This is a genomic window from Nostoc sp., assembly GCF_054880495.1.
In genome coordinates this window covers 1-24,280 of the sequence record NZ_JBTYKD010000254.1, presented here as the reverse complement: position 1 = coordinate 24,280, position 24,280 = coordinate 1, and the positions used below count along the sequence as shown (strand labels likewise).

General features: G+C 41.1%; 31 protein-coding genes. 20 read left to right on the top strand and 11 right to left on the bottom strand.

Annotated features, from left to right (window positions below):
* The 3 genes from ACYTXL_RS23665 to ACYTXL_RS23655 form a co-directional block, all read left to right on the top strand.
* The coding region (locus tag ACYTXL_RS23665) for a hypothetical protein (RefSeq protein WP_461926862.1) at positions 1-247 on the top strand (247 nt) is incomplete at its 5' end.
* Positions 237-647, top strand: coding sequence for a PIN domain-containing protein (locus tag ACYTXL_RS23660; protein WP_461926861.1), 411 nt, complete (start codon positions 237-239; stop codon positions 645-647). The genes ACYTXL_RS23665 and ACYTXL_RS23660, both read left to right, overlap by 11 nt.
* A 55-nt stretch (positions 648-702) precedes the next feature.
* The gene (locus ACYTXL_RS23655) at positions 703-921 is read left to right on the top strand and encodes a DUF2281 domain-containing protein (RefSeq protein ID WP_461926860.1); all 219 of its coding nucleotides are present in this window, start codon (positions 703-705) and stop codon (positions 919-921) included.
* A 114-nt stretch (positions 922-1,035) separates the two neighbouring features.
* On the opposite strand, the gene ACYTXL_RS23650 is transcribed toward ACYTXL_RS23655, so the two are convergent.
* Positions 1,036-1,260: a DUF4926 domain-containing protein gene (locus tag ACYTXL_RS23650; RefSeq protein WP_461926859.1), complete on the bottom strand. Its 225-nt coding sequence runs from the start codon at positions 1,258-1,260 to the stop codon at positions 1,036-1,038.
* 113 nt (positions 1,261-1,373) lie between these two features.
* On the opposite strand from ACYTXL_RS23650, the gene ACYTXL_RS23645 reads away from it, so the two are divergent.
* The 9 genes from ACYTXL_RS23645 (at position 1,374) to ACYTXL_RS23605 (ending at position 6,857) form a co-directional block, all read left to right on the top strand.
* Positions 1,374-1,592: a type II toxin-antitoxin system HicB family antitoxin gene (locus ACYTXL_RS23645; RefSeq protein WP_461926858.1), complete on the top strand. Its 219-nt coding sequence runs from the start codon at positions 1,374-1,376 to the stop codon at positions 1,590-1,592.
* A gap of 90 nt (positions 1,593-1,682) precedes the next feature.
* Entirely contained in the window at positions 1,683-1,811 is a 129-nt protein-coding gene (locus tag ACYTXL_RS23640) for a type II toxin-antitoxin system HicA family toxin (RefSeq protein ID WP_461926857.1), read from the top strand.
* A 134-nt stretch (positions 1,812-1,945) separates the two neighbouring features.
* A complete protein-coding gene (locus ACYTXL_RS23635; RefSeq protein WP_461926856.1) occupies positions 1,946-2,305 on the top strand; it encodes a hypothetical protein in 360 nt (119 codons plus the stop codon).
* Positions 2,302-2,703, top strand: a complete 402-nt coding sequence (locus tag ACYTXL_RS23630) for a PIN domain-containing protein (protein ID WP_461926855.1) — start codon at positions 2,302-2,304, stop codon at positions 2,701-2,703. Before ACYTXL_RS23635 ends, ACYTXL_RS23630 begins: the two co-directional genes overlap by 4 nt.
* 21 nt (positions 2,704-2,724) lie before the next feature.
* Positions 2,725-2,952 carry a DNA-binding protein gene (locus ACYTXL_RS23625; protein ID WP_461926854.1) on the top strand — a complete coding sequence of 76 codons (228 nt, stop codon included), beginning with the start codon at positions 2,725-2,727 and terminating at the stop codon, positions 2,950-2,952.
* Positions 2,953-2,957: 5 nt separating this feature from the next.
* On the top strand, positions 2,958-3,209 hold the full coding sequence (locus tag ACYTXL_RS23620) for a hypothetical protein (protein WP_461926853.1): 252 nt from the start codon (positions 2,958-2,960) through the stop codon (positions 3,207-3,209).
* 662 nt (positions 3,210-3,871) lie between these two features.
* On the top strand, positions 3,872-4,591 hold the full coding sequence (locus tag ACYTXL_RS23615) for a hypothetical protein (RefSeq protein ID WP_461926852.1): 720 nt from the start codon (positions 3,872-3,874) through the stop codon (positions 4,589-4,591).
* Positions 4,592-4,788: 197 nt separating this feature from the next.
* Entirely contained in the window at positions 4,789-5,556 is a 768-nt protein-coding gene (locus ACYTXL_RS23610; RefSeq protein ID WP_292793901.1) for a DUF1350 family protein, read from the top strand.
* 152 nt (positions 5,557-5,708) lie between these two features.
* On the top strand, positions 5,709-6,857 hold the full coding sequence (locus ACYTXL_RS23605; protein ID WP_461926851.1) for a PP2C family protein-serine/threonine phosphatase: 1,149 nt from the start codon (positions 5,709-5,711) through the stop codon (positions 6,855-6,857).
* Here ACYTXL_RS23605 and ACYTXL_RS23600 read toward each other — a convergent pair.
* The 5 genes from ACYTXL_RS23600 to ACYTXL_RS23580 all read right to left on the bottom strand — a co-directional run bounded on the left by ACYTXL_RS23600 (position 6,846) and on the right by ACYTXL_RS23580 (position 9,443).
* Positions 6,846-7,172 (bottom strand): STAS domain-containing protein, encoded by a 327-nt coding sequence (locus ACYTXL_RS23600; protein WP_461926850.1) that lies wholly within the window; start codon positions 7,170-7,172, stop codon positions 6,846-6,848. The genes ACYTXL_RS23605 and ACYTXL_RS23600 overlap by 12 nt on opposite strands.
* A gap of 507 nt (positions 7,173-7,679) precedes the next feature.
* Positions 7,680-8,345, bottom strand: a complete 666-nt coding sequence (gene grpE / locus ACYTXL_RS23595) for a nucleotide exchange factor GrpE (protein WP_461926849.1) — start codon at positions 8,343-8,345, stop codon at positions 7,680-7,682.
* 44 nt (positions 8,346-8,389) lie between these two features.
* Complete coding sequence (locus tag ACYTXL_RS23590) at positions 8,390-8,515, bottom strand: hypothetical protein (RefSeq protein WP_461926848.1); 126 nt, start codon at positions 8,513-8,515, stop codon at positions 8,390-8,392.
* A gap of 73 nt (positions 8,516-8,588) precedes the next feature.
* The gene (locus ACYTXL_RS23585; RefSeq protein ID WP_461926847.1) at positions 8,589-9,080 is read right to left on the bottom strand and encodes a Dps family protein; all 492 of its coding nucleotides are present in this window, start codon (positions 9,078-9,080) and stop codon (positions 8,589-8,591) included.
* A gap of 99 nt (positions 9,081-9,179) precedes the next feature.
* Positions 9,180-9,443, bottom strand: a complete 264-nt coding sequence (locus ACYTXL_RS23580) for a sulfiredoxin (RefSeq protein WP_292793909.1) — start codon at positions 9,441-9,443, stop codon at positions 9,180-9,182.
* A gap of 112 nt (positions 9,444-9,555) precedes the next feature.
* Between ACYTXL_RS23580 and ACYTXL_RS23575 the strand changes: the two genes are divergently transcribed.
* Positions 9,556-11,274: a SpoIID/LytB domain-containing protein gene (locus ACYTXL_RS23575; protein ID WP_461926846.1), complete on the top strand. Its 1,719-nt coding sequence runs from the start codon at positions 9,556-9,558 to the stop codon at positions 11,272-11,274.
* A gap of 401 nt (positions 11,275-11,675) precedes the next feature.
* On the opposite strand, the gene ACYTXL_RS23570 is transcribed toward ACYTXL_RS23575, so the two are convergent.
* Both ACYTXL_RS23570 and ACYTXL_RS23565 read right to left on the bottom strand, forming a co-directional pair.
* Positions 11,676-11,975 carry a ferredoxin gene (locus ACYTXL_RS23570; RefSeq protein WP_334787692.1) on the bottom strand — a complete coding sequence of 100 codons (300 nt, stop codon included), beginning with the start codon at positions 11,973-11,975 and terminating at the stop codon, positions 11,676-11,678.
* A 442-nt stretch (positions 11,976-12,417) separates the two neighbouring features.
* Entirely contained in the window at positions 12,418-12,561 is a 144-nt protein-coding gene (locus tag ACYTXL_RS23565) for a hypothetical protein (protein WP_461926845.1), read from the bottom strand.
* On the opposite strand from ACYTXL_RS23565, the gene ACYTXL_RS23560 reads away from it, so the two are divergent.
* From ACYTXL_RS23560 to ACYTXL_RS23540, 5 genes are all read left to right on the top strand, one after another.
* Positions 12,560-13,570, top strand: coding sequence for a Gfo/Idh/MocA family protein (locus tag ACYTXL_RS23560; protein WP_461926844.1), 1,011 nt, complete (start codon positions 12,560-12,562; stop codon positions 13,568-13,570). The genes ACYTXL_RS23565 and ACYTXL_RS23560 overlap by 2 nt on opposite strands.
* A 10-nt stretch (positions 13,571-13,580) precedes the next feature.
* On the top strand, positions 13,581-14,357 hold the full coding sequence (map, locus tag ACYTXL_RS23555) for a type I methionyl aminopeptidase (protein WP_461926843.1): 777 nt from the start codon (positions 13,581-13,583) through the stop codon (positions 14,355-14,357).
* A gap of 174 nt (positions 14,358-14,531) precedes the next feature.
* Positions 14,532-15,020 (top strand): restriction endonuclease subunit R, encoded by a 489-nt coding sequence (locus ACYTXL_RS23550; protein WP_461926842.1) that lies wholly within the window; start codon positions 14,532-14,534, stop codon positions 15,018-15,020.
* Between the two features lie 70 nt (positions 15,021-15,090).
* Entirely contained in the window at positions 15,091-15,705 is a 615-nt protein-coding gene (locus ACYTXL_RS23545) for a Uma2 family endonuclease (protein WP_461926841.1), read from the top strand.
* Between the two features lie 405 nt (positions 15,706-16,110).
* Positions 16,111-16,794 carry a calcium-binding protein gene (locus ACYTXL_RS23540; RefSeq protein WP_461926840.1) on the top strand — a complete coding sequence of 228 codons (684 nt, stop codon included), beginning with the start codon at positions 16,111-16,113 and terminating at the stop codon, positions 16,792-16,794.
* A gap of 172 nt (positions 16,795-16,966) precedes the next feature.
* Here the strand turns inward: ACYTXL_RS23540 and ACYTXL_RS23535 are convergent, their stop codons facing one another.
* Complete coding sequence (locus ACYTXL_RS23535) at positions 16,967-18,259, bottom strand: pentapeptide repeat-containing protein (protein ID WP_461926839.1); 1,293 nt, start codon at positions 18,257-18,259, stop codon at positions 16,967-16,969.
* A 53-nt stretch (positions 18,260-18,312) separates the two neighbouring features.
* Positions 18,313-19,689 (bottom strand): RNA-guided endonuclease InsQ/TnpB family protein, encoded by a 1,377-nt coding sequence (locus tag ACYTXL_RS23530; protein ID WP_461926838.1) that lies wholly within the window; start codon positions 19,687-19,689, stop codon positions 18,313-18,315.
* Between the two features lie 84 nt (positions 19,690-19,773).
* On the opposite strand from ACYTXL_RS23530, the gene tnpA reads away from it, so the two are divergent.
* On the top strand, positions 19,774-20,178 hold the full coding sequence (gene tnpA / locus ACYTXL_RS23525; protein ID WP_461926837.1) for an IS200/IS605 family transposase: 405 nt from the start codon (positions 19,774-19,776) through the stop codon (positions 20,176-20,178).
* Between the two features lie 264 nt (positions 20,179-20,442).
* Complete coding sequence (locus ACYTXL_RS23520; RefSeq protein WP_461926836.1) at positions 20,443-22,455, top strand: prolyl oligopeptidase family serine peptidase; 2,013 nt, start codon at positions 20,443-20,445, stop codon at positions 22,453-22,455.
* A gap of 350 nt (positions 22,456-22,805) precedes the next feature.
* Here ACYTXL_RS23520 and chlP read toward each other — a convergent pair whose 3' ends face one another.
* Positions 22,806-24,026, bottom strand: coding sequence for a geranylgeranyl reductase (chlP, locus tag ACYTXL_RS23515; RefSeq protein WP_334791561.1), 1,221 nt, complete (start codon positions 24,024-24,026; stop codon positions 22,806-22,808).
* Between the last annotated feature and the right edge of the window lie 254 nt (positions 24,027-24,280).

Below are 24,280 nucleotides of genomic sequence, written 5' to 3'. Positions count from 1 at the left end.
AGTAAATTTTATGCTCAAAATTGTTCAAGCAACCTGCACTAATGGCGAACTGGTTCTGAGTGAAAAACTTAGTCCCGAATTAGAAGGTAAAACCATACAAATTGTGATTTTTGAACCAACTCAATCTACTCAAACAATTGATGATGGAGAATCCAAAATCGATCAATTTTTAGAAAAAGTTAATAACTACTCTTTCCGACTTCCTCCAGATTACCAATTTAATCGAGAAGAAATATATGAGCAATAATATTTTTATCGATACCAATCTCTGGATTTATCTTTACGCTAAAAACCCACCTGAAAAATACCAGAAAGTTGCAGAACTTATCAAAAATAATTCATCATTGCTCTTAATTAGTACTCAAGTTTTGGGTGAGTTATTTCATGTTTTAAGTCGAAAAAAGTTTACATCAAAAACAGATGCGATTACAATTATATCAGACTTAATCAATACCTTTCCTGTTCAAGCCATCAACACAACAGAAGTTATACAAGCACTAGAAATTAATACAAAATATAACTACTCTTATTGGGATAGCCTAATTATAGCTACAGCTTTACTAGGTAAATGTTCCATAATTTACTCAGAAGATATGCAACACAATCAGCTAATAGATAACAAAATAAGAATCCTTAATCCATTTTAAAAGTAGTTTATAATAGGGTAATGCTGAAAATTTTCCTCAATCTTAGTAGTTAATTATGCTTATAAAACTTGAAGAAATATTTAGAGATATTGATACTTTAGCAGAAGAAGCTCAAATCTTACTACTTGATTTTATTCAGTTACTCAAAAAGCGTTATCCACAACCAGAATCAGAAAATCATAGTCAGGAAAAAAGTCTCTATGAAAAATTTGATGAAATTGGATTAATTGGTTGTTGTTCTGTTGACGAAAATTTATCAACCACATATAAATAAGTTTTATCTAATACATTAAATCCTTTTTAAAATCTTCTATTTTTAAGTAATTATAAAATGTATTCTTGAGCAATACTCAAAGCTGAAACCCCTGATACGATTGCACTGTTCACATTAATTTATCAGCCGCGATCGCGCAATTTCTCTTCTACCAATGGGACGTACTTGTATGCTGTAGAGTGAAACAATTGCCACAGTTTCCCCATCCAATGTGACAAATTCAACCTCATATCCTTTGCCACCCTGATGTACTAAAACAACTGTGCCTATATCACCCTCTTCTAAACTATATTCTGGTATATCACTAGTCAGAATAACTCTATCAAGTTCTTGAATCATTGTTCTCTCCGTTTTAGTGGGTATGAAGTAACAAACTTAGGAATAGTTTCCCCTGTTTCAATAAACCAACGTTATATTTATTCTAGACCTCAACTATCCAAGATTAATTTATTATGAAATTTCAAGTAATTTTTACCTTTGATTTAGAATATGCAGGTTATGTTGCTGAGGTTCCTGAACTTCCAGGCTGTGTGAGTCAAGGTAAAACATTAGATGAGGCAATTGAAAATATTAAAGATGCCATTACAGGATATCTCCACGTTCAAGCTAAACATGGCAATCCTTATATTGTTAAGGAATCGCAAGTGTTTATCGGGGAAGTTGTAGTATAAATGAGATATTTATCAAATCTCTCCGGTAAGGAAGCTGTCAATATTTTTGAAATATTTGGTTATGTATTAGATCACCAAACGTGAAGCCACATGATACTTTGGTGTGAATCAAAACCAACTTTATCAATTCCTAATCATCGGGAATTAGCACCTAGGTTACTCAGAAGTTTGATTCGACAGGCAGGAATTACAGTTGATGAATTCCTCGAAAACAAATGAACTCAGAGACAAGCATCACTATATTGTAGGAGATTGCTAGTCAAAATAACCCTATCAAGTTATTGAATCATCTTGTCAATCTTACAGCCTCAGCCAACTATAATGTACTTAAGATATTACACAAGGATGGAACAATGACCAACACTCAAAAGATGGTTCGCTTAAACTTAGATTTGTCACCTGAACTTAATCAGATATTAGACGAACTAGCAAAAAAAATAGGCACAAGTAAAAGTGATGTTTTGTGTCAGGCTATAACCTTGATGCAAATTATGGTTATAGCTAAAGAGCAAACCAAAAAATTAGGAGTTCCAGAAGCAAATCAATTAATAGTGAATGAAATCATTCTCTCCTCTGAGCAACAGCCAAAACCGCATCCATCAGAAGCTTTTTTAGAAACCTTTGAAACCTGGGAAGACACACGCACCGCAGAAGAAATTATTGATGAAATATATTCAAGTCGGACTATAAGCGATCGCAATTATAGCTTGTGAACTATTTACTCGACACTGATACGTGTATCTATTGGCCTAACGGTTGCCAGCCAGTCAGAGAGAAACTCTTAGCAGTCGGCTGGGATGAAGTATGCATTTGTGTTATTACTGCTGCTGAATTGTACTATGGTGCATACAATTCTAATCGAGTTTCAGAAAACTTAGCTAATGCAGAAAGATTTATTCAAAACTTACCTGTTTTACCTTTAACTGATCCTGCTCTTAGAAAGTATGGTGAATTAAAGCCAGAACTCCGTAGAATAGGACAAACAATTGCTGAATTTGATTTACTAATTGCTAGTGTTGCAGTGGCAGAAAATTACACTTTAGTTACAAACAATACTCGTCACTACAGCCGCATTGCTAATTTACAGTTGGAAAACTGGATTTCACCTTAAAAAATATTAGATAAAAGAGAAATGACTACACAAGTAAATAATCAACGTTTTCAAATAAATTTAGATTTATCGCCAGAACTTTATCTGACACTGAATAATCTCACGCAACATATTAATGGAGATAATGCTGAGGTGCTTATAAAAGCGATCGCACTCTTAGAAGTGGCAGTAGATGCCAAGCAAAAAGGCAAGCATATCTGGATTACAGATGATAACCAAAATCTTGAAACTGAAATTGTTGGTATCTAAATAGTATGACAGACATAACAGATTTATCAAAAATAATTGCCACTAAAGGCGACAATCCACTAATTCTATCAACTGTAAATGTGCAGTCACAAGAAGACGCAGAACTTGAGCGAAAGCTACGAGAACTCAAGTTTAAACAAGAACTAAGAAAAGATTGGATTTTATTTATTGTCAGGGATGTAGTAATTTTTCCTGCTGCCATCCTTTTTATTTTTGCTGCCAGTGGTTATTCCCTATTTACTCAGATTCATAGGTAACTTATCTGGCTACTATTTATAATCAACCGCAGAGGTGCAGAGTACACAGAGAAAAGAGAGATGATAGAGTTCACATCAAAAACAATTTAGAATTGTGGGAAATTATTTATCTTCTCTCTGCCTTCTCTGTGGTTATTTAAAAAATCTTACAACTTATCTAGCTCAATGTAATCGCGTAACTAATTTTACAGACGACGAAGCCAACTTGCTGAAAGTAGACATAACTGCCTCGACTTCATAACCCAACCACAGGCTCAAGAAATCTTCAATAAGTATCCTAATGATTAATTTGACTTAGAGGATGTTTTAAAAGTCCTCTTGTCGGTAGCAAAACGTTCTAGATCCCCCTAAATCCCCCTTAAAAAGGGGGACTTTGATTCTGTTTCCCCCCTTTTTAAGGGGGCTAGGGGGGATCATTAAGTGCCTAAAATCACAGCCAAATACTTTTAAAACATCCTCTTAGACCGTGATCATGACGGCGTTCTATTATTATTTATAGTGGCTGCAAGCAGCAGGTTAAAAAGTATCATATTGTACAAGAAATTCCTTAGTTCGCTAGAAGTAATTAATTTACTTAAAAAAGTTTGGACAAAATGCCAGCATTCCAGAAATTTGATTGCTATATTAGATTAAATAACTATTCTGGCAAGGATTAAAAAGCTGTGCGGGATGATTTACAGGGTTTGGAAATTAGTCAGGATGAACTGCAAAAGCTGACTAATTTACCTGTCAATGAGGAACTTGTAATCATTACAAATCCTCTGAAAATATTAGCAAAGATATATATCCAAAAACTTAAAAGCTCTGAAGGGGCAACTGTAGTGTTTATTGGATTTTCTACATTTGTTTTTGTCTATATTTTATTTCATATAATTATTAAATTTTTCGTGACGTGGATAACAATTCCATCTTGGATTTTATTAATTGTCTTAGGTCTTTTGGTTGGTGGTCTGACACAAAGTATCTTATATTTAATCTGGAAAAGCAGAAATAAAATTGTCAAAAGGAATATGACAAAATCTCTGCAAATTCTTTTAAGTGAGGTGAATAGATACAATAGTGTTATTAGAGTAATAGATATCAATGATCAAATAGAAGAAGCTGGTAATCCCGAAGTAGTTATAAAGGAAAGAGAGGGTGTTGTCGAAGCGCTTAAACTCACCAAAGCTGATTTAGTTCGCGCTTTGAAAACAGAAAGGATTTTGAGAGAGCATAAGAACTTTATCCTTAGTAATACAGAACTCTTCGTCAACAATTTAGCAACTTTAGCAGCCATGCAAGTAACTGAACAGGCTACTGAGCATGGAAGATTACTCAATGAAGCATTGCAGATTGCATTAGATGTGCAACACGAAATGAAAAGATTACAGACTCAGCGTTAAAACCAATACTCAGGGCGGGCTTTCCTACCCACCCCACAAGATGGATAATCCCTAACTTGTAGTCCATAGACGCTGCTGGGTGGGTTGGCTTCCAATCTATTTGCCAGACATCCTCAATGGCTTTTTCAATAATCCTTCCCACAGCTGCGATCCCCGGTCTAACATAAAGAATATTTGTAAAGCGATCGCTTATCCGCATGGACTGGAAAGAAGTCAGAGGCAACTGGGTAATCATTCCCCGAAATCCCATAGGTATCATCCATTTTTTAGGAGGTGCATTTGTCGCCACTGCACCGCACATCACTTATCGCTGGTTACTCGAAGAATTGGCAAGTAAAGGTTATGTTGTAATTGCTACGCCTTTTGTGAATACATTGGATCATACTGCGATCGCAAAATCTGTGCTGCTAAACTTTGACCGCACCCTCGAACGCTTACATGACTCTGGGGCATTACGCAAGCTTTATTTCCCCATCTACGGCGTTGGACACAGCATGGGCTGTAAACTTCACTTGCTCATTGGTAGCCTCTTTAAAGTAGAACGTGCAGGCAATATTTTAATATCCTTCAACAACTACGCTGCTAAAGAAGCTATCCCCCTAGTAGAACAGTTTAATTCTACTTTGAAAATCGAGTTTACCCCCTCACCGTTGGAAACTAACAAGCTTATCCAAGAGCGCTATAATATCCGGCGCAATTTATTAATAAAATTTAGCAATGACACCATTGATCAATCGGCTGCTTTAACCAAAATATTACAAGAACGCTTTGATGAGATGGTGACAGCACAAACGTTACCAGGAACTCACACAACACCTCTAGGTCAAGATATTAAATGGCAAACTGGAACATCTTTCAGTCCCTTTGACGCTTTAGGGCAATGGTTCAAGCAAGAAGCATACCGCGATTTGAACCAGCTAAAAAATACCATCCTCTTATGGGTGAATCCTCTTGCACCACCATAATATTTTCTGATGTCAAAAAGTCATGAGTTCGACTGGGAAAATACCAATGAGTTAGTAGTATCTCTGTATTGATACTACTAACTCATTAGCCGATACCATATTTTTTTCTATTTTTACAGCAAGTTATTAATGAGTGCTTCCTACAACTTTATATGTTTCAAATACTAGTAATTGATGACGACTATTCAATAAAAATACTCCTGAAAAGGATGTTGGAAAAACAGGGTTATGAGGTAGTTACTGCCAGTAGCGGTGAGGAAGGAATAGAAAAGGCACTAGCTTATCGTCCAGCACTAATTATTTGTGATTGGATCATGCCGGGCTTGACTGGACTGGAAGTTTGCCACCGCATTAAGAAAGACCCCAAATTTTCTACCACATTCTTTATTTTATTAACATCCTTAGATTCCGTTGCCGATTGCGTTAAAGGTTTAGATGCTGGTGCTGATGATTTTATCTCCAAACCTATCGATCAGAATGAATTACAAGCACGGGTAAGAGCGGGATTACGCCTGCATCAGTTGAGTAGAGATTTACAGGCTCAAAAGTTGCTTTTAGAATCAGAAATGTCAGAAGCCGCAGAATATGTGCGATCGCTGCTGCCTGTTTCCATGACTGAACCCTTCAATATAAATTTCCGATTCATTCCCTCGCGGCAACTTGGCGGTGACTGTTTCGATTACTACTGGCTCGATCCTGATTATCTGGCAATTTACTTAATGGATACTGCTGGACATGGACTCAAAGCTACTCTTCCCTCTGTTTCAGTGCTGAATCTGCTCCGTTCTCGTGCGCTCAAAAGTCTGGATTACTATCAACCTAGTGATGTATTGAAGGCTTTGAATGATACCTTTCAGATGAATTCTCAAAATGATAAATACTTTACGATTTGGTACGGAGTTTACAACCGAATCAACCGTCAGCTAATTTATGCTAGTGCAGGTCATCCTCCAGCAGTTTTAGTAACTGGCACATCTCCAAGGAAGTCTGAAGTTAAACTATTGAAAACCCCCGGTATGCCAGTTGGGATGTTTCCAGAGGCAAAATATGTTGATGGATTTTGCAATATTGAAAACTTCAGCACCCTTTACATTTTTAGTGACGGCGCTTATGAAATCACTAAATCAGATGGCACACTTTGGAGTTTGGATGCTTTTATTCAGTTACTGGTTAGCTTACAACATCCTGTTGATTGTCAACTTGATCCCGTACTGAGTTATTTAATCGCTCTGAACTCCAAAGATGCTTTTGATGATGATTTATCTATTTTGCAAATTAACTTTGATGAATTAAGTATTTGAGACTAAAACCTGATTAAATGCGTCTTGGCTGGGGAATATTTCAAATACTTTATCCATATTAGTTAGTTCAAATAATATCCTGACTTGCTCATTAATTGAGCAGAGAACAAGCTTAGTATCGACGGCTCGTAAGGTTTTGAAAGCTAATACTAAAGCTCCCAATCCTGAACTATCCATAAAAGTTACGTCTTTAAAATCAACTAACACAATTTTTGCACCAATTTCTAAAATATCAGTGATATTTTGTCGGAATTCTTGTGCACTTGTGGCGTTTAAATTACCACTGAGCTTAATAACTTTTACTTCTTCTTTCATAATTATCTCACGCTGATTTTTGTAAATGATGCTTTGATTTCGCTATTATATACCCATAATAGAATATTTAAAAATACTTGTAAAATAAAAAATTCTAAGATTAAATATTGATAATTAATTCGGATAGATAAAGATTAATTATCCATGTTTTCATCTGGTTTTTTAGTGATTATAAAAAAATCATTAACTTACTTAAATATAATTTTTGTATAGGGGTTAACATCCGAATCATTAGTAGATATAATCATTTCTTGACTATTGAGTACTTATCATAGTAACTAGGACCTACGCTTATTTATGTCCAATTACTTACATAATTGAAAGAATTCACCTCTGGACTAACGCTCTAGAGCCAAAAATTTCGGTTCCAAGAGCGCCAAGCAAGCTCGAATCTTCGCCTCTGCTGTCTTAGTATTCCCAATATCGGTGATTTCTGAACAAACAACACAAAAAGTAAAGAGTTATGAATTTATAACTCCTGTGCAGACGCGATTAATCGCGTCTGCCTCAAACAGGACTCACTTTGGCTCTGTAAAGCAGCTTCTCACGTTGAAGGTAGCCAGTATAGCGTACCTTGACTGTTTCTCCAGGTTGTGCAGTCCCCTCCATTAATTGGTGGAGTTGGGGATTATAAGGTAATTCTGCTCCCACGGGTGCGATCGCTTCCACTCCCCACGCCTGTAAAAGTTTTTCTAGGGGTTTCTGCACCAACGGTACTATTTTGACTGCTGCTAGCTGGGGATTTTCTTGCGCTTTCTGTGCTGCTGTTGGCCATTGCAATAATAAAGACTCCAGCAGTTGCAAACTCGACTGCTGGAATTCTTGTAGTAATATCTCTCGCTGCTGTTCTATTTGCAGCTGCGATCGCTGGTACTCTTTTCTTAAATCTGCAATTTCTTCTAATAAATCCTGAGTAGGCGCTGCTTTCTCTTGTAACAACTCTACTGTTGAAAAAGTTGCGATTAATTCATTCAATGGCATCTGTAGCACTGGCGACAACTTCAGCAGCACATCTACGCGCATCTGCTCTAGCTTTCCTTGGCGTAACCGCAAAAGTTGACGCTCTGAGACGCCAGTAGCGCGACTCAGCGCTTTAAAACTACAAATACCCAGCTTTTGCATTAAATCTTGCAAAAGCTGGGTATTGGGCGTTGGGCATTGAGTATTGAGCATTGGGTATTAGGGGCACTTGTACTGAGCGTTGCCGTTGGCGCAGCCTAAGAAGAGAAGTATTGGGCATGGGGCACTTGTACTGACTTGTACTGAGCGGCGTCGTTGGCGCAGCCTCTCGTAGAGAAGTAGCGTTGCCGTTGGTGCAGCCTAAGAAGAGAAGTATTGGGCATTGGCTATTGGGAATTGGCGATTAAGTTTTTCTCTATCCCCTATTCCCTATGCCCCATTCCCCATTCCCAATTTCTATTCTTCCAGTAAACTTCTCAACATCCAAGCTGTCTTTTCGTGTACTTGCATCCGTTGAGTCAATAAATCGGCGGTTGGTTCGTCGTTAACCTCCTCTACCACGGCGAAAATAGACCGTGCAGTTCTGACTACGGCTTCTTGTCCTTCCACTAATAAGTGGATCATTTCCACAGCTTTAGGAACTCCAGGAGTTTCTGGAATCGAACTCAGCTTGGCATATTCGCTGTAGGTTCCTGGTGCGGGATAGCCAAGCGCTCTAATTCTCTCGGCTATTAAATCAACTGCTAAGGCTAATTCTGTATACTGGGTTTCAAACATCAAATGTAACGTTTGGAACATTGGCCCGGTCACATTCCAATGGAAATTATGAGTTTTCAGATACAGTGTATAAGTGTCAGCCAACAGGCGAGATAAACCCTCGGCAATTTTAGCCCGACTCGCCTCGTCAATGCCGATATTTATATTTTTGACTGTTACTTTCGATGACATAATTTTCTCCTAATTAGGTTATATGTAATTGGGTATTGGGTATTGGGCATTGGGCATTGGGCATAGGTAGGTTATTCTCTTTGTCCCCACTCCCATTCTCTATGCCAAGTGCATCTTCAAAACGCTCCGGGGTGCTTTACGGACTCTAGCTAAAACGGTTTCTTTGCCTAAACGTTGGCAAGCTTCATACCGATGGCAACCAGAAAAGCCATAATATTGTCCATCTACTTCTAGGACATCAATAGGTTCTTGCTGCCCAATCTCCGCAATCGATTCCATTAAAGCTTGCACTTTATTTGGATCGTTTACACGGGGCAACGGCCGGTTTATCTGATTTAATGGAATTTCTTGGACTCTAACCATAAGGAGTTTATCCAACTAGTTCTGTTTTGTGTCTCTATATAAATCATAGTCATTATGACTTCGTTTTGCAACTACTTTGGGCAAAACTGTTAATGGTATCATTGGAGCACTCATGCGACAAAAAAACCGCGCTACAAAGCAATTGGAAAATCAGCTCCAACGCCGCATTAACGGGCAGAAGACGCTCGATGACTCGCTATCGCTTTTCTACGAAACGCTCCGCGAACGCTATCAGGTAGCCATGAAATTTTCGTTTTGGCGTTTTTCCCACACTGTGCTGACAATATTTTGTCTATTGGGACTAACTGCTGCATCAGGGCCTGAGAGCAACATCCAGGATAGGGAACTGAAAATTGGGATTGTGCAGCGATTTGGCGATAAACCCACAGCCAAGCTGGAACTGGAACCCACAAAAGGCGATCGCTTAGAGCTAAAATTTCAAGTCGGCAACAAGCAGCAAATCCTGTTTACCAAGAATCCTGTAAAGCTGGAAACAGTTATGCAAGCTTTACCCCAGTCGGCAGTCGAAGAAGTAGTAGTTTTAGGTACATATCGCACCTTTGAAACTGCGGAAGACAGTGCTAATAAATGGCGTTCTCAGGGAATGAAAGTGGAAATAGCCCAGCCAGAACGCTGGCAGGTTTGGGCAAAACGAGATGTTTATAGCACTCCTTTACTGCGACGTTTGCTATTGCACAACATCCAAGCTTCTACCAAAGAAAAAGTATATCTTGATACGAAAATTCGGAAACAAGTGCCGCGAGTGAGTTGGGTGGTGGATGGTAAACGCTACAGCCCAAATGATTTGGAAATTAGCACTGATAAAAACTTGATTCGGGTGAATAAAACCGAAAAACAAGAGTTTGGTCGTCTTTATGCTGGGCGACTGAATTTGCAGCCAAATGCCTATGGCACATACACTCTAGTTAATCAAGTACCTTTAGAAACTTATTTGCGTGGGGTTTTGCCTTACGAAATAGGCACGGATGCACCAACAGCCTCCCTGGAAGCTCAAGCAATTCTCGCCCGGACTTATGCCTTGAGAAATTTACGCAGGTTTGCCGCAGATAACTATCAGTTGTGTGCTGATACTCACTGCCAAGTTTATGGTGGCTTGAATGGAGCAGCTGCCAAAACAGACCGAGCGATCGCTTCAACCAGTGGTCAAGTACTAACATATAAAAATGAACTAGTAGATGCCCTATATTCTTCTACCACTGGTGGCGTTACAGCCTTCTTCAGCGATGTTTGGAATGGCGATGATCGTCCCTACTTGCGGCCTGTACTGGATGCTGCCACTAATTTTTGGAACTTGTCTAAGCAGAGTTTAGCAGATGAAAAGAATTTCCAAAAATTTATTAATCGGCAACAAGGATTTAATGAAAGTAAGTGGGATATGTTTCGTTGGCACAAGGAAACCTCTTTAAAGGATATTACCAAGGACTTGCAGAAATTTTTGCAAGTGAAAAACAGTCCCGATGCCAAATTTCAGACAATTCAGGCTATGGCAGTAGTGAAGCGAAGCCACAGTGGACGCATCCTTGAACTTGCAGTTAAAACTGATCGTAGCACCTTTGTTCTTCACAAAGACGAAGTTCGTAGTGCTTTTGCTGCTCCTAAGAGTACACTATTTTACATAGAACCCCTGAACAAAGGCAAATCCGAACTATGGGGATACGCTTTTATTGGTGGTGGATTAGGACATGGAGTTGGCTTGAGTCAAACTGGCGCTCAAAATTTAGCTAAATTAGGTTGGTCAAGTCCAAAAATTCTCCAATTTTACTATCCAGGCACTCAGATTCAAATTCTCAGCAAAGAGACTAAACTTTAACCCTGTTCTATCACTCTGGGAAAAGAAAAATAATTGTAGGTTGGGTTGAACGAACGCGAACAGCGTCCCGGAGGGAAGTGAAACCCAACAAGGACGAGGTTTTTGGGTGTTGGGTTTCCTTACTCAACCCAACCTACACCTAGATTGATAAAAGTCTTGAAAAATATGGGTTTTAGATTTTTATCTAGCGACAGTGATTAAAGAGGGTTAAGCTTACTTAAAAAATCAAGCGGGAACACAGTAAAATTTGTGTTCCCGCTCAACAGGAAATTAGGCTTTTTGTCAAAGTTGCTTTAAGAGGTACACATGGCATTCAGAGGGTGTTGACCCTAGATGCAGTGCTTCTATTTTTTCAACATGATTAACTCTTGCAAGAGGTTTATTGTTGAGGGGCCTAAATCTTAGTAGAGTTCTTCTTCTTTGTGAGTTTCGATTGTCACGTCAGAGGTTGGGTAAGCAACACAGGTTAGTACATATCCAGCTTCTATTTGATCGTCATCTAAGAATGACTGATCACCCTGATCAACGGTACCCTTTACCAATTTACCTGCACAGGTCGAGCAAGCACCAGCGCGGCAAGAGTAAGGCAGGTCAAGACCAGCTTCTTCGGCAGCGTCTAGAATATAGGTATCGTCCTCAACGTCAAGTGTTTGGTTCAGCCCTTCGGCCTCGTTGATTAATGTCACTTTATAAGTTGGCATTGAGTAATCCTCTCTTTTTCAAACGACAGTATAAGTTATCTTTAGGCAAAGGTGACGGCTATTCTGTGGGATTAGCCGTTGGTTAAAATTTGCTTCAATTCTGATACTACGAGAAAAATTAAACGATGTAACTGGAAATTCAACCCGATTAGTAAAGAAATTTAGTTGCTTAAACCTGATAAGTTTTATTTATATGATTTTCTGCCTTAGTCAGACTGTGATTAGAAAAAACTATCTTAGGGATGAAAAAACAGGAATAGGATTATATGGAACCTATATTTTGTACGACTTACGCAGAAGAGATCCCCAACTTCTCTTCAGAAGCAGGGCTGTTTCATTCGATCAGGTAGAGATTCTGTCAATATCATCAGTGATAAATAAGGTTTGAGTTGGTAATCTAAAAATTACCGCAATAACTCCGTAAATTTAAGTGCGTTCGGTGCTAACCTACGGCAAGACCAAAGGCGATCGCGATGATAATTGTTGAATCAGATTTTTTAATCACCTGATTTTTTGGGGTTAGACGCTGTAAATTAGCGCCTTTTAGGGAACTGGCAGAATCAAAAACAGAACTAGTGAGGATCATGTATAATCCAGAAGCAGCTTTGGAAAAAGCAAGAGTGCGTGTAGGTTTGGTGGGTAGTGGGTATGCGGCAAAGTTTCGGGCTGAGGCATTTCTCCATGAGCAGCGAATGCGATCGCATTTAGTCGCAGTTGTTGGTCATACCGCAGAAAAAACAGAAACCTTTGCCAAAGAGTACGAGATTGAAGCGTTGAGTTCTTGGCAAGAGCTAGTAGAGCGTGAAGATATAGACTTGGTGGTGATCTGCACTATTAATCGAGATCATGGTGCGATCGCTCGTGCAGCCCTTACCAACGGCAAACACGTAATTGTAGAGTATCCTCTTTCATTGGATGTAGTCGAAGCTGAAGAACTGATTGCCTTAGCCAAAGCCCAACAAAAACTTCTGCACGTTGAACATCTAGAACTTTTGGGTGGTTTGCATCAAGCCTTAAAGCAAAACTTAGCCAAAATTGGTGAAGTGTTTTATGTTCGCTACAGCACCATCAATGCCCAGAATCCTGCACCCCGCAAATGGACTTATAACCATGAGTTGTTCGGTTTTCCCTTAATTGGTGCCCTGTCTCGCCTACATCGTCTCACCGATTTGTTTGGTAAAGTATTTACAGTTAACTGTCACCAGCGATATTGGGAAATAGAACCGGAATATTACCAAACCTGCTTCTGCACTAGTGACATTTGCTTTACAAGTGGGCTTTTAGCCCAAGTAGTCTATGGCAAAGGCGAAAGTATTTGGCAATCAGAACGCAAGTTTGAAGTTCACGGTGAAAAAGGTGGTTTAATTTTTGATGGTGACACAGGAATTTTCATCCAGCCAGGGGAAACAACACCTATAGAGGTTGGCCCTCGCCGGGGTTTGTTCGCCAAAGACACGAGTATGGTGTTAGACCATCTTTTTGATGGCACTCCTTTGTACGTTACCCCAGAGGAGAGCTTGTATAGTCTAAAGGTTGCTGATGCTGCACAAAGAGCTGCACAGACAGGGATAACTATGTTTATGAAAAATATCTAGATAAAAATTAATGAAAACCGAACTAATTGTTATTTTATCCCAGCGAGAATTAGAGAAAATGCGTCAAGCTGGGCGTTTAGCTGCTAAACTTCTCCAACATCTGGAACCTTTCGTGAAACCAGGGGTTAGCACTCTCGAACTCAATGATGAAGCCGAACGTTGGACGCAAGCTCATGGAGCAAAAAGCGCACCTCTTGGGTATAAGGGTTATCCGAAGTCGATTTGCACTAGTGTAAATGAGGTAATCTGTCACGGCATTCCCAACGCCAAGCAAATTCTTAAGGAAGGTGACATCATTAATATTGATGTTACGCCGATTGTTGAGGGTTATCACGGGGATACATCCAAGACATTCTTTGTTGGCACCCCTTCCCCAAAAACCAGAAAGCTGGTAGAGGTGACAGAAGAGTGTCTCCGTTTGGGTATTGCTGAAGTTAAACCTGGGGGACGCATTGGCGATATTGGTGCAGCCATTCAAGAGTATGCTGAAGCCCAAGGCTTTTCTGTGGTGCGAGATTTCGTTGGACACGGTATCAGTAACATTTTCCACACGGCGCCGGATGTTCCCCACTATGGCACACGCGGTAAGGGCAAGCGCCTCAGACCAGGGATGGTTTTTACTATTGAGCCAATGATTAACGAAGGCACTTACGAAGTCGAAGTTCTGGGCGATAAATGGACTGCTGTAACGCGCGATCGTTTGCTTTCTGCTCAATGTGAGCATACCTTAGCTGTAACTGAAGATGGCGTTGAAATCCTGACTCTACCTGAAGGCGAAAATTACTAAACTGGTAGATTTTTCTACTACTTGATTAACATAATGGTTCAAACTCTTGCTGCGGAAAACGTCACACTTGAGCAACTAATATTGCTCTATGGATTAGAGTTAGTTGATTCGGAAGAATTCTTTCGAGAGTGGCAAGATGACCTACCATAACTGACAAACTTAGAAAAGCAGTTATTGGATCAAATAAAGGCAGGTTACATAAATTTACGGAACTATCCGCCTTTATTAGAAAATACAGTCAACACGATTGTTTTATCCCCATTGCTATTCATTGGCAAGTTTTATTTACCTCCTTTTCACGTCAAATTAGAGAAATCTATCGAGATTGAAACACAAGACAAACAAACTATCATCAAAGGACGAATTGACTTCTTACTTCTAAATCAAAAATTCTGGGTAACAGTTATTGAGTCTAAACAGGTTGCTTATTCGGTAGAAGCAGGACTTGACCAAATTCTGGCCTATATACTGGCTGCTCCCCAGTCACAAGATGTAGTATTTGGGATGATTACTTCTGGTGGAAGTTTTATGTTCATTAAACTGCTCAAAGGTTATCCTCCTCGCTATGCCACTTCAGATATTTTTGATGTCCGTAATCGGGGCAATGAGTTATATAATGTACTCCAGATTTTGAAGGGTATTAGTCAATTAGCTTTTGCTTAATCAAAGGTAGTTAGAATAATCAAGAGCAGCAATACCTGCTCTAGTTCTGAACCTGGAAGGAGAAATCTCTATGGTATCAGCCACTATTAATACAGGTAATCTTAGCTCTGAGGCATTCATTGCTGGCTATCTGGATGATGTCCGCTATGAGTTAATCGACGGAGAAGTAATCGACTTGGAACCCACTGGACTTCATGAACAGGTAGCTGGGTTAATTAATCGTAAGCTCAATGTAGCAATTGATCTGCTGAACTTGCCTTGGTTTATTCCCATGAAATGCCTGATAAAACCATTAGGTCAAAATTCAGCCTTCAGACCCGATGTTGTGATTGTTGATCAGACGCATTTAGCGAATGAGCCATTATGGAAAACTGAGCCAGTGATTACACTAGGCAAGTCTGTTAAATTGGTAGTGGAGGTCGTTAGTACCAATTGGCAGAATGACTATGCGCGGAAAGTGGAAGACTACGAAGCATTAGGCATTGGGGAATATTGGATCGCAGATTATCTAGGGTTGGGAGGCAAACGCTATATTGGCTCATCCAAAGAACCTGTAATCACGATTTATCAGTTAGTCGATGGAATTTATCAAGGAGAGCAGTTTAGAGGAACAGAACGCCTGATTTCCCAAACATTTCCAGACCTGAATTTGACCGCAGAACAGATATTTGTTGCCGGTCACTAGAGTTAGAAATTTGGAAATACGTGGCGCTTTCTGGGGAGAAGTATGTGAACTGCTTAATAATTCATTAGTGGGGGTTATGTTGGAAAAGCGCAAAAACAATGTAAACTAACTTTTAGCATTATTTTGATGTCAACATTATCAATAAATCCAGTGCTTCTCAAATATTCAGAGTTAATAGCAAAGACCTGCTCCAATGGGGTGTGGTTGTGTTATCTCTTGCCACTCGTTATTTTTCCATATTATTTTCTTGGCGTTGCTGAATGAAAGTGTGAAACTCCATGTTTAAAACTGTTTTCTTTGCGCCTTTGGAGGAACCAAATTCATACGTTTAATCAGCAACGTCGTTTTCTGATGGGAAAGTGATGAGGTAATTTTTTACCCTCTAAGTTAAGGACAAACACATTAATGGTTACTTATAACGGTACGAATGGCCCTGACACTTTGATTGACTACAATCACTCCTCTTTCAGCTATATTAACTTTAGTCAAGTTACCATCAACGGATTTGGCGGTGACGACATTATCAGTGGGCAAGATATTTTTACTTCCTATATTGTCTTTGGGGGTGCTGGCAACGATCTCATCGTTGGCGGTTTGAACAATGATGTCCTCATAGGCGATGATTTATTTGGCGGCGTTCCTGGTAACGATTACCTCGCTGGGTCGGACGGCGACGATGCCCTCTATGGGGGTGGTGGCAACGATACTCTCGATGGGGGTGCTGGCAATGATAAACTCATTGGGGATCCTGGCACTGATATGCTCATTGGGGGTGCTGGCAACGATGTTTTCCTGTTCTATTCAGTTTCAGATAGTCAACCTGGTTTGTCACGAGATATTATCAAAGACTTTGTTGGAAACGGTAACTTACCCGGTGACAGAATCGATATATCTAACATAGACGCTAACACCACCATAAAAGGCGACCAAGCTTTCACTTACATTGGAACTCGCGCATTCACCGCAGCAGGTCAGATCCGTTATTCAGGAGGTATTCTCCAAGGTAACACTGATAGTAATCTAGCGGCTAATTTCGAGATTCAGCTTGCAGGATCACCACTATTAGTGGCAAGCGATATTATCCTTTAATAGAGTTCTTGCAAAATTCCTTAACACCCCACTTCTAAAAGCAAATTCTTAGGAGTGGGGTTCTTATTTTTGATTTATCCAAGAAGTAAACAGAAGTACAGTGGAGTTGACGGAAGAAGAAATGCGGGTTAGTTAAAGGTAATCTAAAATCTCAAATCCAAAATTGGTATAATTATTTTCCCAACTTATTGGGAATACCTTCACAACCACCAGGAATAGTACCTCTAGTTTTTTCACCCCCCCAAGTGCAACAGTAGCAACGTGCAGACTCAGACATCCGTTGCACATTCGTAAAATCGGCATTTTCTACCACAGCGCCAGTGTGTTCGCCCGTTTCATAATCTGGTGGTTGAGTGCGACTGCGGGGTGATGCTTTGTCCACTACACCGTAAAATAGGCGAATCGCGTTGATATCAGCACCACTGAGATTAGTATTATATAAAATTGTGCGCGAGAAGTTGGCTTTTACTAAGTCACAACTCTCTAAATTAGCGCGGACAAGATTAGCTTCGCTCAGGTCAGTCCAACGCAAATCACTACCAGAAAGGTCTGCTCCCGCTAGCATTACGCCTAAATCAATCACACGCACACCTTCTAGGCGATCTTCTGCATATCCACCACTCCCGTCGAGAATGGGGCGACCTAATCGTTGATCGCGTTTTAGGGGCGACAGCAACTTGGAACGTGAGAGAAAGCGGAGAATTTTCGCTTTACCACTACCATCAACACTACTTAAAATTGCCGCCGTGCGTCCTTCAGCGATCGCTCTTTCTTGAGGCCAATCTTCTAATAATCCTTCTTCATCTAATACTAAGTCTGAAACGCCTTGGAAATAGGAATCAATTGTCTGTTGCTGGGTAATAATATTTTGCTGAACTGTTAGCAGGTTTTGCTGAATTGTCAAGTCTTTGGAAATAACATATTGTCGCCACGCCACGTAAACAGCAATAACCGCAATGAAAATTTGCCCCAAAGCGCCAAACCATTCTGCAAGGGTTCCAGCAATTTCCCAGTTAATTTTGTGTCCCCAAACAACCAAGCGATCGCCTACACCTGTGAATCTGATCAAGCCGATGATCGCTACTATTAGTCCCAAAAAGGCCACAATCAGCGTGCGTTCTTGGGGTGAAAACCACTCGTTTAAAACTTTTTGCAACCAAGGCAATAATATCGCTAGGGATAACAGCAAAGTGATCACCGTTCCGATAATGCCGATGATCATGTTATTGAGGATAACTCCAATAAAAGTGATGGCGATCGCTACGAGGATGATCAATAATACCCTCGGCTTAACGGTGAATTTGTTGCTAGTGGGTTGCTTGAAGTCAGAATGGGCTTGTTTGAGAGCAGTTGTATGTTGCGGAGATTGCAAAGATGCGATCGCTGCTAGGGCTTGTTGTGTCGCTAGTGTTTCTGAACTGAGGTTCTTCTCAGTTGCACTTCCGTCAAAGTCATCTGGTTGCAAATCGTTTTCTAGGATAAGTTCTGGGGTTGCTAGATTAGAGGAATCGGAATGAACTACCCACAGTTGGCTGCGCCTGAACTGTGGGTTTCTACATACCCCAGTCCGTTTTTAGCGGAGACTTCCACGGATTTTTGACGCTTCTTTTCCCCCAGTTGCCTCATACTTCCTGCTTGTTTGCGGGTGCGTGAGGTAGAGCTAGCAAGATCAGCGTCTACGAGGCTAGTTCCTAACCCCGGTAGAGGAGCCACTGCGTTGCAGGGGTTCCAAGAGTTGTAGCAAGTGGCGTTACCTTTAGCCCAATAAAGCATTACTTCGGCAGCAGCGATATCTCTATCCTGGCGATAACTACAAACACCACACTCATGTACTCGGACATCGAGTGTTTTCTTGTGTTGGTGTCCACATTTAGGACAAGTTTGAGAAGGTTTTACCCTCCGTGTTGGAACCTCTACGAATAGACCACCAATCTGTTCTATTTTATATTTAATAGTGCTGCGAAGCATTCCAAAGCCAACGTCAAGGATAGACTTGTTTAGTCCAGCCTTCTGTTTTTTATGCTTGCCTTTTTGGGCTTTACGGGTCATGTTTTTTACTTCTAGCTTTTCAGTTGCAACGAAGCTATTACTGCTGATTATTTCTGCTGCAACTTGGTGTACCCAATTCTGACGTTGATTTGCAACCCGGCGGGTGAGCTTACTAACTTTTAATTGAGCTTTTTTGAACCGTCTAGAAGCAATAATTTTTTTCTTTCTATTTGGCGCACGTTTGCGTCGTTTGTCCTTAGACGCTTTTTTGATTAGATGCTCTGCATTCCTCAAAAACTTAGGAGCATCCATTTGTTGATGATTCTCGCCGTCAGTGATTGATAACGCTGCATTGCATCCTAAGTCGATACCAACAGCGCCTACTGGCAGAATCTCTGGCTTGAGAACTTGGTCTAATAGGTTGACAGTAATTGAGGCATACCATTTCCCATTGCGATAAACAATGGTGCAAGTAGTTGGTTTACCCCAGTACTTACCCTGTCCACGCATCTGAATACGCCCAATTTTAGAGAGATTGAGATATCCGTTTTCGCCGTCAGATTCTACCTTAAAACCTGCACAGTCTGGATACGTCCAACCTGAATAATGTCTGATTGATTTGAATCTAGGACGTTTACCCAACCCTTTCAACCAACGCTCAAAAGCAAAGTCAACACGCTTAAGAGTGGCTTGCAGCGCATGGCTAGGAAGCTCTTTGTATTCTATCCAAACCTTTTTAAACGCAGGTAAGCAATTCTGTTGCTCAAAGTAATCAACCTTATGGTTATATATTTGGTACTGATTGAACCTGTTATTTACTGCGGCGTTATACAAGTCCTTATGGAGCTTTCGGTGATACCGCAAAATTCCCAAGGTTTTCTCGTTTGGGTATAGCCTAAAAGTCATTCGTCTTGTCGCCACAGTATGTTCTCGGTTCCTCCAAAAATCTGGTATATTAGTCAAAATACATCAGACACAGTTGTTTGTCAAATGCTTCCTCGTAAAGGGTCACACGCTGTTTTTTCGATTCACTTGCACTTCGTTTTCATTACCAAGTATCGCAAAAAAGTAATTACCGCACCAATTCTTGAGAGGATGCATGAGATTTTTGCAAATATTTGCATTAAAACTAATTGTATTTTGATAGAGTTCTCAGGTGAACAAGACCATGTTCATTTGTTGGTAGATTACCATCCAGATAACAATATTTCTGATTTTACTTCTAGTCTAAAATCTGCTAGCAGTAGGGTTATTCGCAAAGAATTTAAGGAGCATATTGATAAGTTTTACTGGAAACCCCTGTTTTGGTCTAGCTCGTATTATGTTGCTTCAAGTGGTGGCGCACCGATTGATAAACTTAGGAAATATATCAAAGAGCAAGACGCGCCAACTTAAATATTTATGGATTGGTTATTTCCACTTCGTTCCAATAACCCGCTCCGATCCCTACCCTATGAGTACATTGAGGGTAGGCACTGCCGCGATACGTTCAACAAGCAATTTATCACTGAAGTTAAGAATACAGCATACCTAAATCTATGCCTCTCCTGAAGCGTGACAAGTTAGAGCAGGCTGTTTGTAAAATAAAGTTGCAAGTAACAACCACCAAAGTGACCAACAGATGTAAGATTAGCGTCTGTGCTAATTTTTACAAGAAAAATGAAAAGGTTTAGGCAACTGGTATTCGCTTGTAGTGCGATCGCTGCTTTGATTGGTACGAGTCTGAAGGTTCAGGCAACGTCCAAACGGCTGATTACCCTAGACGATATGTCTGCTATCCACCAAGTCAGCGAACCGCAAATTTCTGGCGATGGAGCCTGGATAGCCTATACAGTCAAGAGTACCGATATTAAGAATGATTCTGTCAACAACCATATTTATCTGACTTCGTGGGATGGCTCCCGCACCATAAAATTAACTAACAGCAAAGATAGTGAAAGTTCCCCTCATTTCAGTCCTGATGGAAAGTACTTGACTTTTCTCTCCAGTCGTCAGCCCGAGAGTGAAGGCAATCAAATTTGGCTGCTGAACCTTGCAGGTGGAGAAGCAGAAAAGATTTCAGATTTTCCAGGAGGCGTTTCTGATTTCGTTTGGTCGCCCGATGGCAAACAACTGGCTGTAATCGCCGACGATCCACCCCCAGAAACTCACAACGAACAAAAGATCCCACAGCCAATTGTCATCGATCGCTTTCAATTTCAGGAGGACGGCGTTGGATATCTTGGAAAAAGTCGCCAACATCTCTACCTGTTTGACTTAGCAACTCACAAAGCAGATATTCTGACACCAGGTGAGTTTAATGAGTATTTGCCCAGCTGGTCTCCAGATGGAAAGAAGATTGCTTTTGTCAGCAAGCGCGGTGCTGATTTTGATCGGCATAACAATTGGGATGTCTACACAATCAACGCCCAATCAGGAGCAAAAGTACATCAAATAACTACCAATGAAGTCCCCGATTGCGATCCCTCCTGGGGTAGCCGACCTGTTTGGAGTCCAGATGGGAAGTTAATAGCCTATCTGCAAGGAGGCCCTCAAAAGCTAATTGAGTACGCTGTTTACCATCTTGCCGTTATTCCATCCGAAGGAGGTACTCCACGCCTGTTAACAGCAAAACTTGATCGCAATGTTGTTAAGCCACGCTTTACATCTGATGGCAAATCAATTCTGTTTTTGCTGGAAGACGATGGCAATGTTCACCTAGCAAAAGTACCAGTAACAGGCGGTAAAATAGAGCGATTGCTAGCTGGACGCAGAAATATCAGCGCCTTTGACTTAGCGGGTGACGACAAGATTGCCTTGTTATCCTCAATGCCGCAGCAGCCAAGTGAGGTTTTTGCCCTCAAAGGCACTCAACTGCGTTCAATATCGCACCAGAACCAGGAATTGCTTGTCCAACTTCTATTAGGAACGACAGAAGAAATTAGTTTCAAGAGTAAAGATGGCACCCAAATCCACGGTTTTTTAGTCAAACCACCGAATTTTCAACCAGGAAAGAAATACCCAACACTCCTTCAGCTTCATGGTGGCCCAGTCGGGCAGTACACAAACCAGTTTATGTTTGACTGGCAGCTGTTTGCAGCTCACGGCTATGTTGTCGTTGCAGTTAATCCACGGGGTAGTTCGGGACGGGGTGAAGCGTTCTCGAAGGCTATTTACGCTGACTGGGGAAATAAAGATGTTCAAGATGTCCTTGCTGCTGTTGACTACGTTGAAGCACAAGGAATAGCCGATCCATCTCGGTTGGGAATAGGTGGATGGAGCTACGGTGGTATGTTAACAAACTATACGATTGCCCAAGATACCCGTTTCAAAGCTGCGGTAAGTGGAGCTAGCATTTCCAATATTTTGGCAGGATACGGTACTGACGAGTATGTTTATGACTACGAACAGGAACTGGGCGTGCCGTGGAAAAACCTCAAGACTTGGCTACGAGTTTCTTTTCCGTTCCTGCACGCCGACCGAATTGTGACACCAACACTATTTCTGGGTGGCGATCGCGATGCTGAGGTTCCGTTGCACAACTCTGAGCAGATGTATGAAGCACTCAAAAGTTTAGGGGTTGATACTCAATTGATTATTTATCCTGAGCAATCCCACGATATTAGCAAGCCAACTTACCAGCGCGATCGCCTACAACGCTATCTTAATTGGTATAGCAAGCAGGGATTGTGAGTATAAATAGATACTTTTGACGAACTTCAGGGGTCATCACGAAGCGCAAGGAAGGCACGGCCCTCCTCAACCGCCTACGTAGAGAGGATTTGGAGGAGCGCTTTCCGGGCGTTTTGCAGTCCGTTCTCGCATCGACGGCGGCTGTTCTCGACAAGGGATAGCTGAAACGCGCATTACGCCCGCACATAAGAACATTTAGTTTCTATCTGAAAATTTTTGATGACTGATAAGATAATTTCTATATATTGTGGGGTGGGCATCTTGCCCGCCCTGATTCATGAGCGTGCAGGATGTCCACCCCACAAAATTGAGTAATGTATTTGTTGCAAGTCCCAGTCCTTTGCACTCAATTAAGGTGCAAGGGCATTACCCCGAATTAGGCTACCAATGGTTTTGGCAGTAATTTTCAATTGGGTGATGGGATTAGCTGGGACAACCGTCTTATACAGATAGCTATCGAATGTTAGCCGTTGTACATCAAGGTCATCGCACATTTCCACAAATGCCTCACGGGTGGCATTGGAACGATAGAACACGCTTTGCAAAATGTCCAGCACTTTGTAAGTGAGTCCGTATCTTTTATCCCAACGCTTCAGGTAAACCTTGAGGTCATCTTCTGTAGGAATACGGCTACCACTATTAGATGTTTCTACAATAGTTTCAGCACACATCCGCCCAGATTTAGCGGCAAAATAAATACCTTCACCAGAGGACTTGGTAACGTAACCAGCAGCATCTCCCACCAAAGCGATGCGACCGACAACACGACGGGGACGGGGATGTTCAGGAATCGGGTGGGCTTCGACTTTGATGATTTTACCGCCTGCTAGCTTCTCGGATGCACGAGCGCGGATACCAGCTTGTAACTGTTTGATGCTGGCTTTATTGATGTGCATCGTACCAGTACCGACAGCTACGTGGTCATGTTTGGGGAAAACCCAAGCGTAGAAATCGGTAGAAACGTCATCACCGACGTACATTTCGGCGAGGTCGTTATAGTAGGCCATTTTGTCTTCGGGTAAGCGAATTCGCTCTTGGAAGGCGATCGCATAATTGTAATCCCCAGCGTCCATTTCCTTAGCAACGCGAGAATTAGCCCCATCCGCCCCAATAATTAGATCCACCTTCAGGGTTTTAGCAATACCCTGTGATATCCCATCTGTATGGTCAATGTAATGAATGGTATAAGGGTCAGTATTGTTTCCTGGTATATCGAGTTTATGAACAGTGGCATTAATTAAATTTGCGCCTACTTTTGCCGCGCGATCGCGCAAAAAGCCATCTAACACTTCCCTGCGGCACATTCCTATATATTCTTCTTCATTTACCAGATTGATATCAACCTCACGATTGGAAGGTGAAATCATTTTCATCTTCCGTACCCGGCGATCGATAATCTCTGGCGGTAGGTCAAATTCACTCACCATACATAGAGGAATTGCACCCCCACAAGGCTTTGCATTGTCTAGCTTTCGCTCAAACAAGTAGGTTTCAATCCCAGAGGCTGCCAGTGTTTCTGCGGCAGATGAACCAGCAGGGCCTGACCCAATAACAGCAACCCGTAGTGTCAAAGGTCTTTCTCCCAATCTTCACATTTACCCAGAGCATACTATCACGGTCTTTCGGCTGATTTGACGCTTTACCTTCAGGTTTCTGTTGAAATGCAATATTCCTTAATGTTTCGATACGAATGGGGAGTGGAGAATTTGGTTAATTAACTTTCTGCATCGGTTGGGTAAGGTTCAGGAGTCACCTCCATCCCCTCCCCTAAGAACCGGACATGAGACTTTCGCACTCATCCGGCTCAAGCCTTACTTCAAACTAG

Coding starts and splice junctions, on each gene's coding strand:
- ACYTXL_RS23660 (WP_461926861.1), top strand. CDS start 237: ATGAGCAATAATATTTTTATCGATACCAATCTCTGGATTTATCTTTAC.
- ACYTXL_RS23655 (WP_461926860.1), top strand. CDS start 703: ATGCTTATAAAACTTGAAGAAATATTTAGAGATATTGATACTTTAGCA.
- ACYTXL_RS23650 (WP_461926859.1), bottom strand. CDS start 1,260: ATGATTCAAGAACTTGATAGAGTTATTCTGACTAGTGATATACCAGAA.
- ACYTXL_RS23645 (WP_461926858.1), top strand. CDS start 1,374: ATGAAATTTCAAGTAATTTTTACCTTTGATTTAGAATATGCAGGTTAT.
- ACYTXL_RS23640 (WP_461926857.1), top strand. CDS start 1,683: ATGATACTTTGGTGTGAATCAAAACCAACTTTATCAATTCCTAATCAT.
- ACYTXL_RS23635 (WP_461926856.1), top strand. CDS start 1,946: ATGACCAACACTCAAAAGATGGTTCGCTTAAACTTAGATTTGTCACCT.
- ACYTXL_RS23625 (WP_461926854.1), top strand. CDS start 2,725: ATGACTACACAAGTAAATAATCAACGTTTTCAAATAAATTTAGATTTA.
- ACYTXL_RS23620 (WP_461926853.1), top strand. CDS start 2,958: ATGACAGACATAACAGATTTATCAAAAATAATTGCCACTAAAGGCGAC.
- ACYTXL_RS23610 (WP_292793901.1), top strand. CDS start 4,789: ATGGACTGGAAAGAAGTCAGAGGCAACTGGGTAATCATTCCCCGAAAT.
- ACYTXL_RS23605 (WP_461926851.1), top strand. CDS start 5,709: ATGTTTCAAATACTAGTAATTGATGACGACTATTCAATAAAAATACTC.
- ACYTXL_RS23600 (WP_461926850.1), bottom strand. CDS start 7,172: ATGAAAGAAGAAGTAAAAGTTATTAAGCTCAGTGGTAATTTAAACGCC.
- grpE (WP_461926849.1), bottom strand. CDS start 8,345: ATGCTCAATACTCAATGCCCAACGCCCAATACCCAGCTTTTGCAAGAT.
- ACYTXL_RS23590 (WP_461926848.1), bottom strand. CDS start 8,515: ATGCCCAATACTTCTCTTCTTAGGCTGCACCAACGGCAACGCTACTTC.
- ACYTXL_RS23585 (WP_461926847.1), bottom strand. CDS start 9,080: ATGTCATCGAAAGTAACAGTCAAAAATATAAATATCGGCATTGACGAG.
- ACYTXL_RS23580 (WP_292793909.1), bottom strand. CDS start 9,443: ATGGTTAGAGTCCAAGAAATTCCATTAAATCAGATAAACCGGCCGTTG.
- ACYTXL_RS23575 (WP_461926846.1), top strand. CDS start 9,556: ATGCGACAAAAAAACCGCGCTACAAAGCAATTGGAAAATCAGCTCCAA.
- ACYTXL_RS23570 (WP_334787692.1), bottom strand. CDS start 11,975: ATGCCAACTTATAAAGTGACATTAATCAACGAGGCCGAAGGGCTGAAC.
- ACYTXL_RS23560 (WP_461926844.1), top strand. CDS start 12,560: ATGTATAATCCAGAAGCAGCTTTGGAAAAAGCAAGAGTGCGTGTAGGT.
- ACYTXL_RS23565 (WP_461926845.1), bottom strand. CDS start 12,561: ATGATCCTCACTAGTTCTGTTTTTGATTCTGCCAGTTCCCTAAAAGGC.
- map (WP_461926843.1), top strand. CDS start 13,581: ATGAAAACCGAACTAATTGTTATTTTATCCCAGCGAGAATTAGAGAAA.
- ACYTXL_RS23545 (WP_461926841.1), top strand. CDS start 15,091: ATGGTATCAGCCACTATTAATACAGGTAATCTTAGCTCTGAGGCATTC.
- ACYTXL_RS23540 (WP_461926840.1), top strand. CDS start 16,111: ATGGTTACTTATAACGGTACGAATGGCCCTGACACTTTGATTGACTAC.
- ACYTXL_RS23530 (WP_461926838.1), bottom strand. CDS start 19,689: ATGACTTTTAGGCTATACCCAAACGAGAAAACCTTGGGAATTTTGCGG.
- tnpA (WP_461926837.1), top strand. CDS start 19,774: ATGCTTCCTCGTAAAGGGTCACACGCTGTTTTTTCGATTCACTTGCAC.
- ACYTXL_RS23520 (WP_461926836.1), top strand. CDS start 20,443: ATGAAAAGGTTTAGGCAACTGGTATTCGCTTGTAGTGCGATCGCTGCT.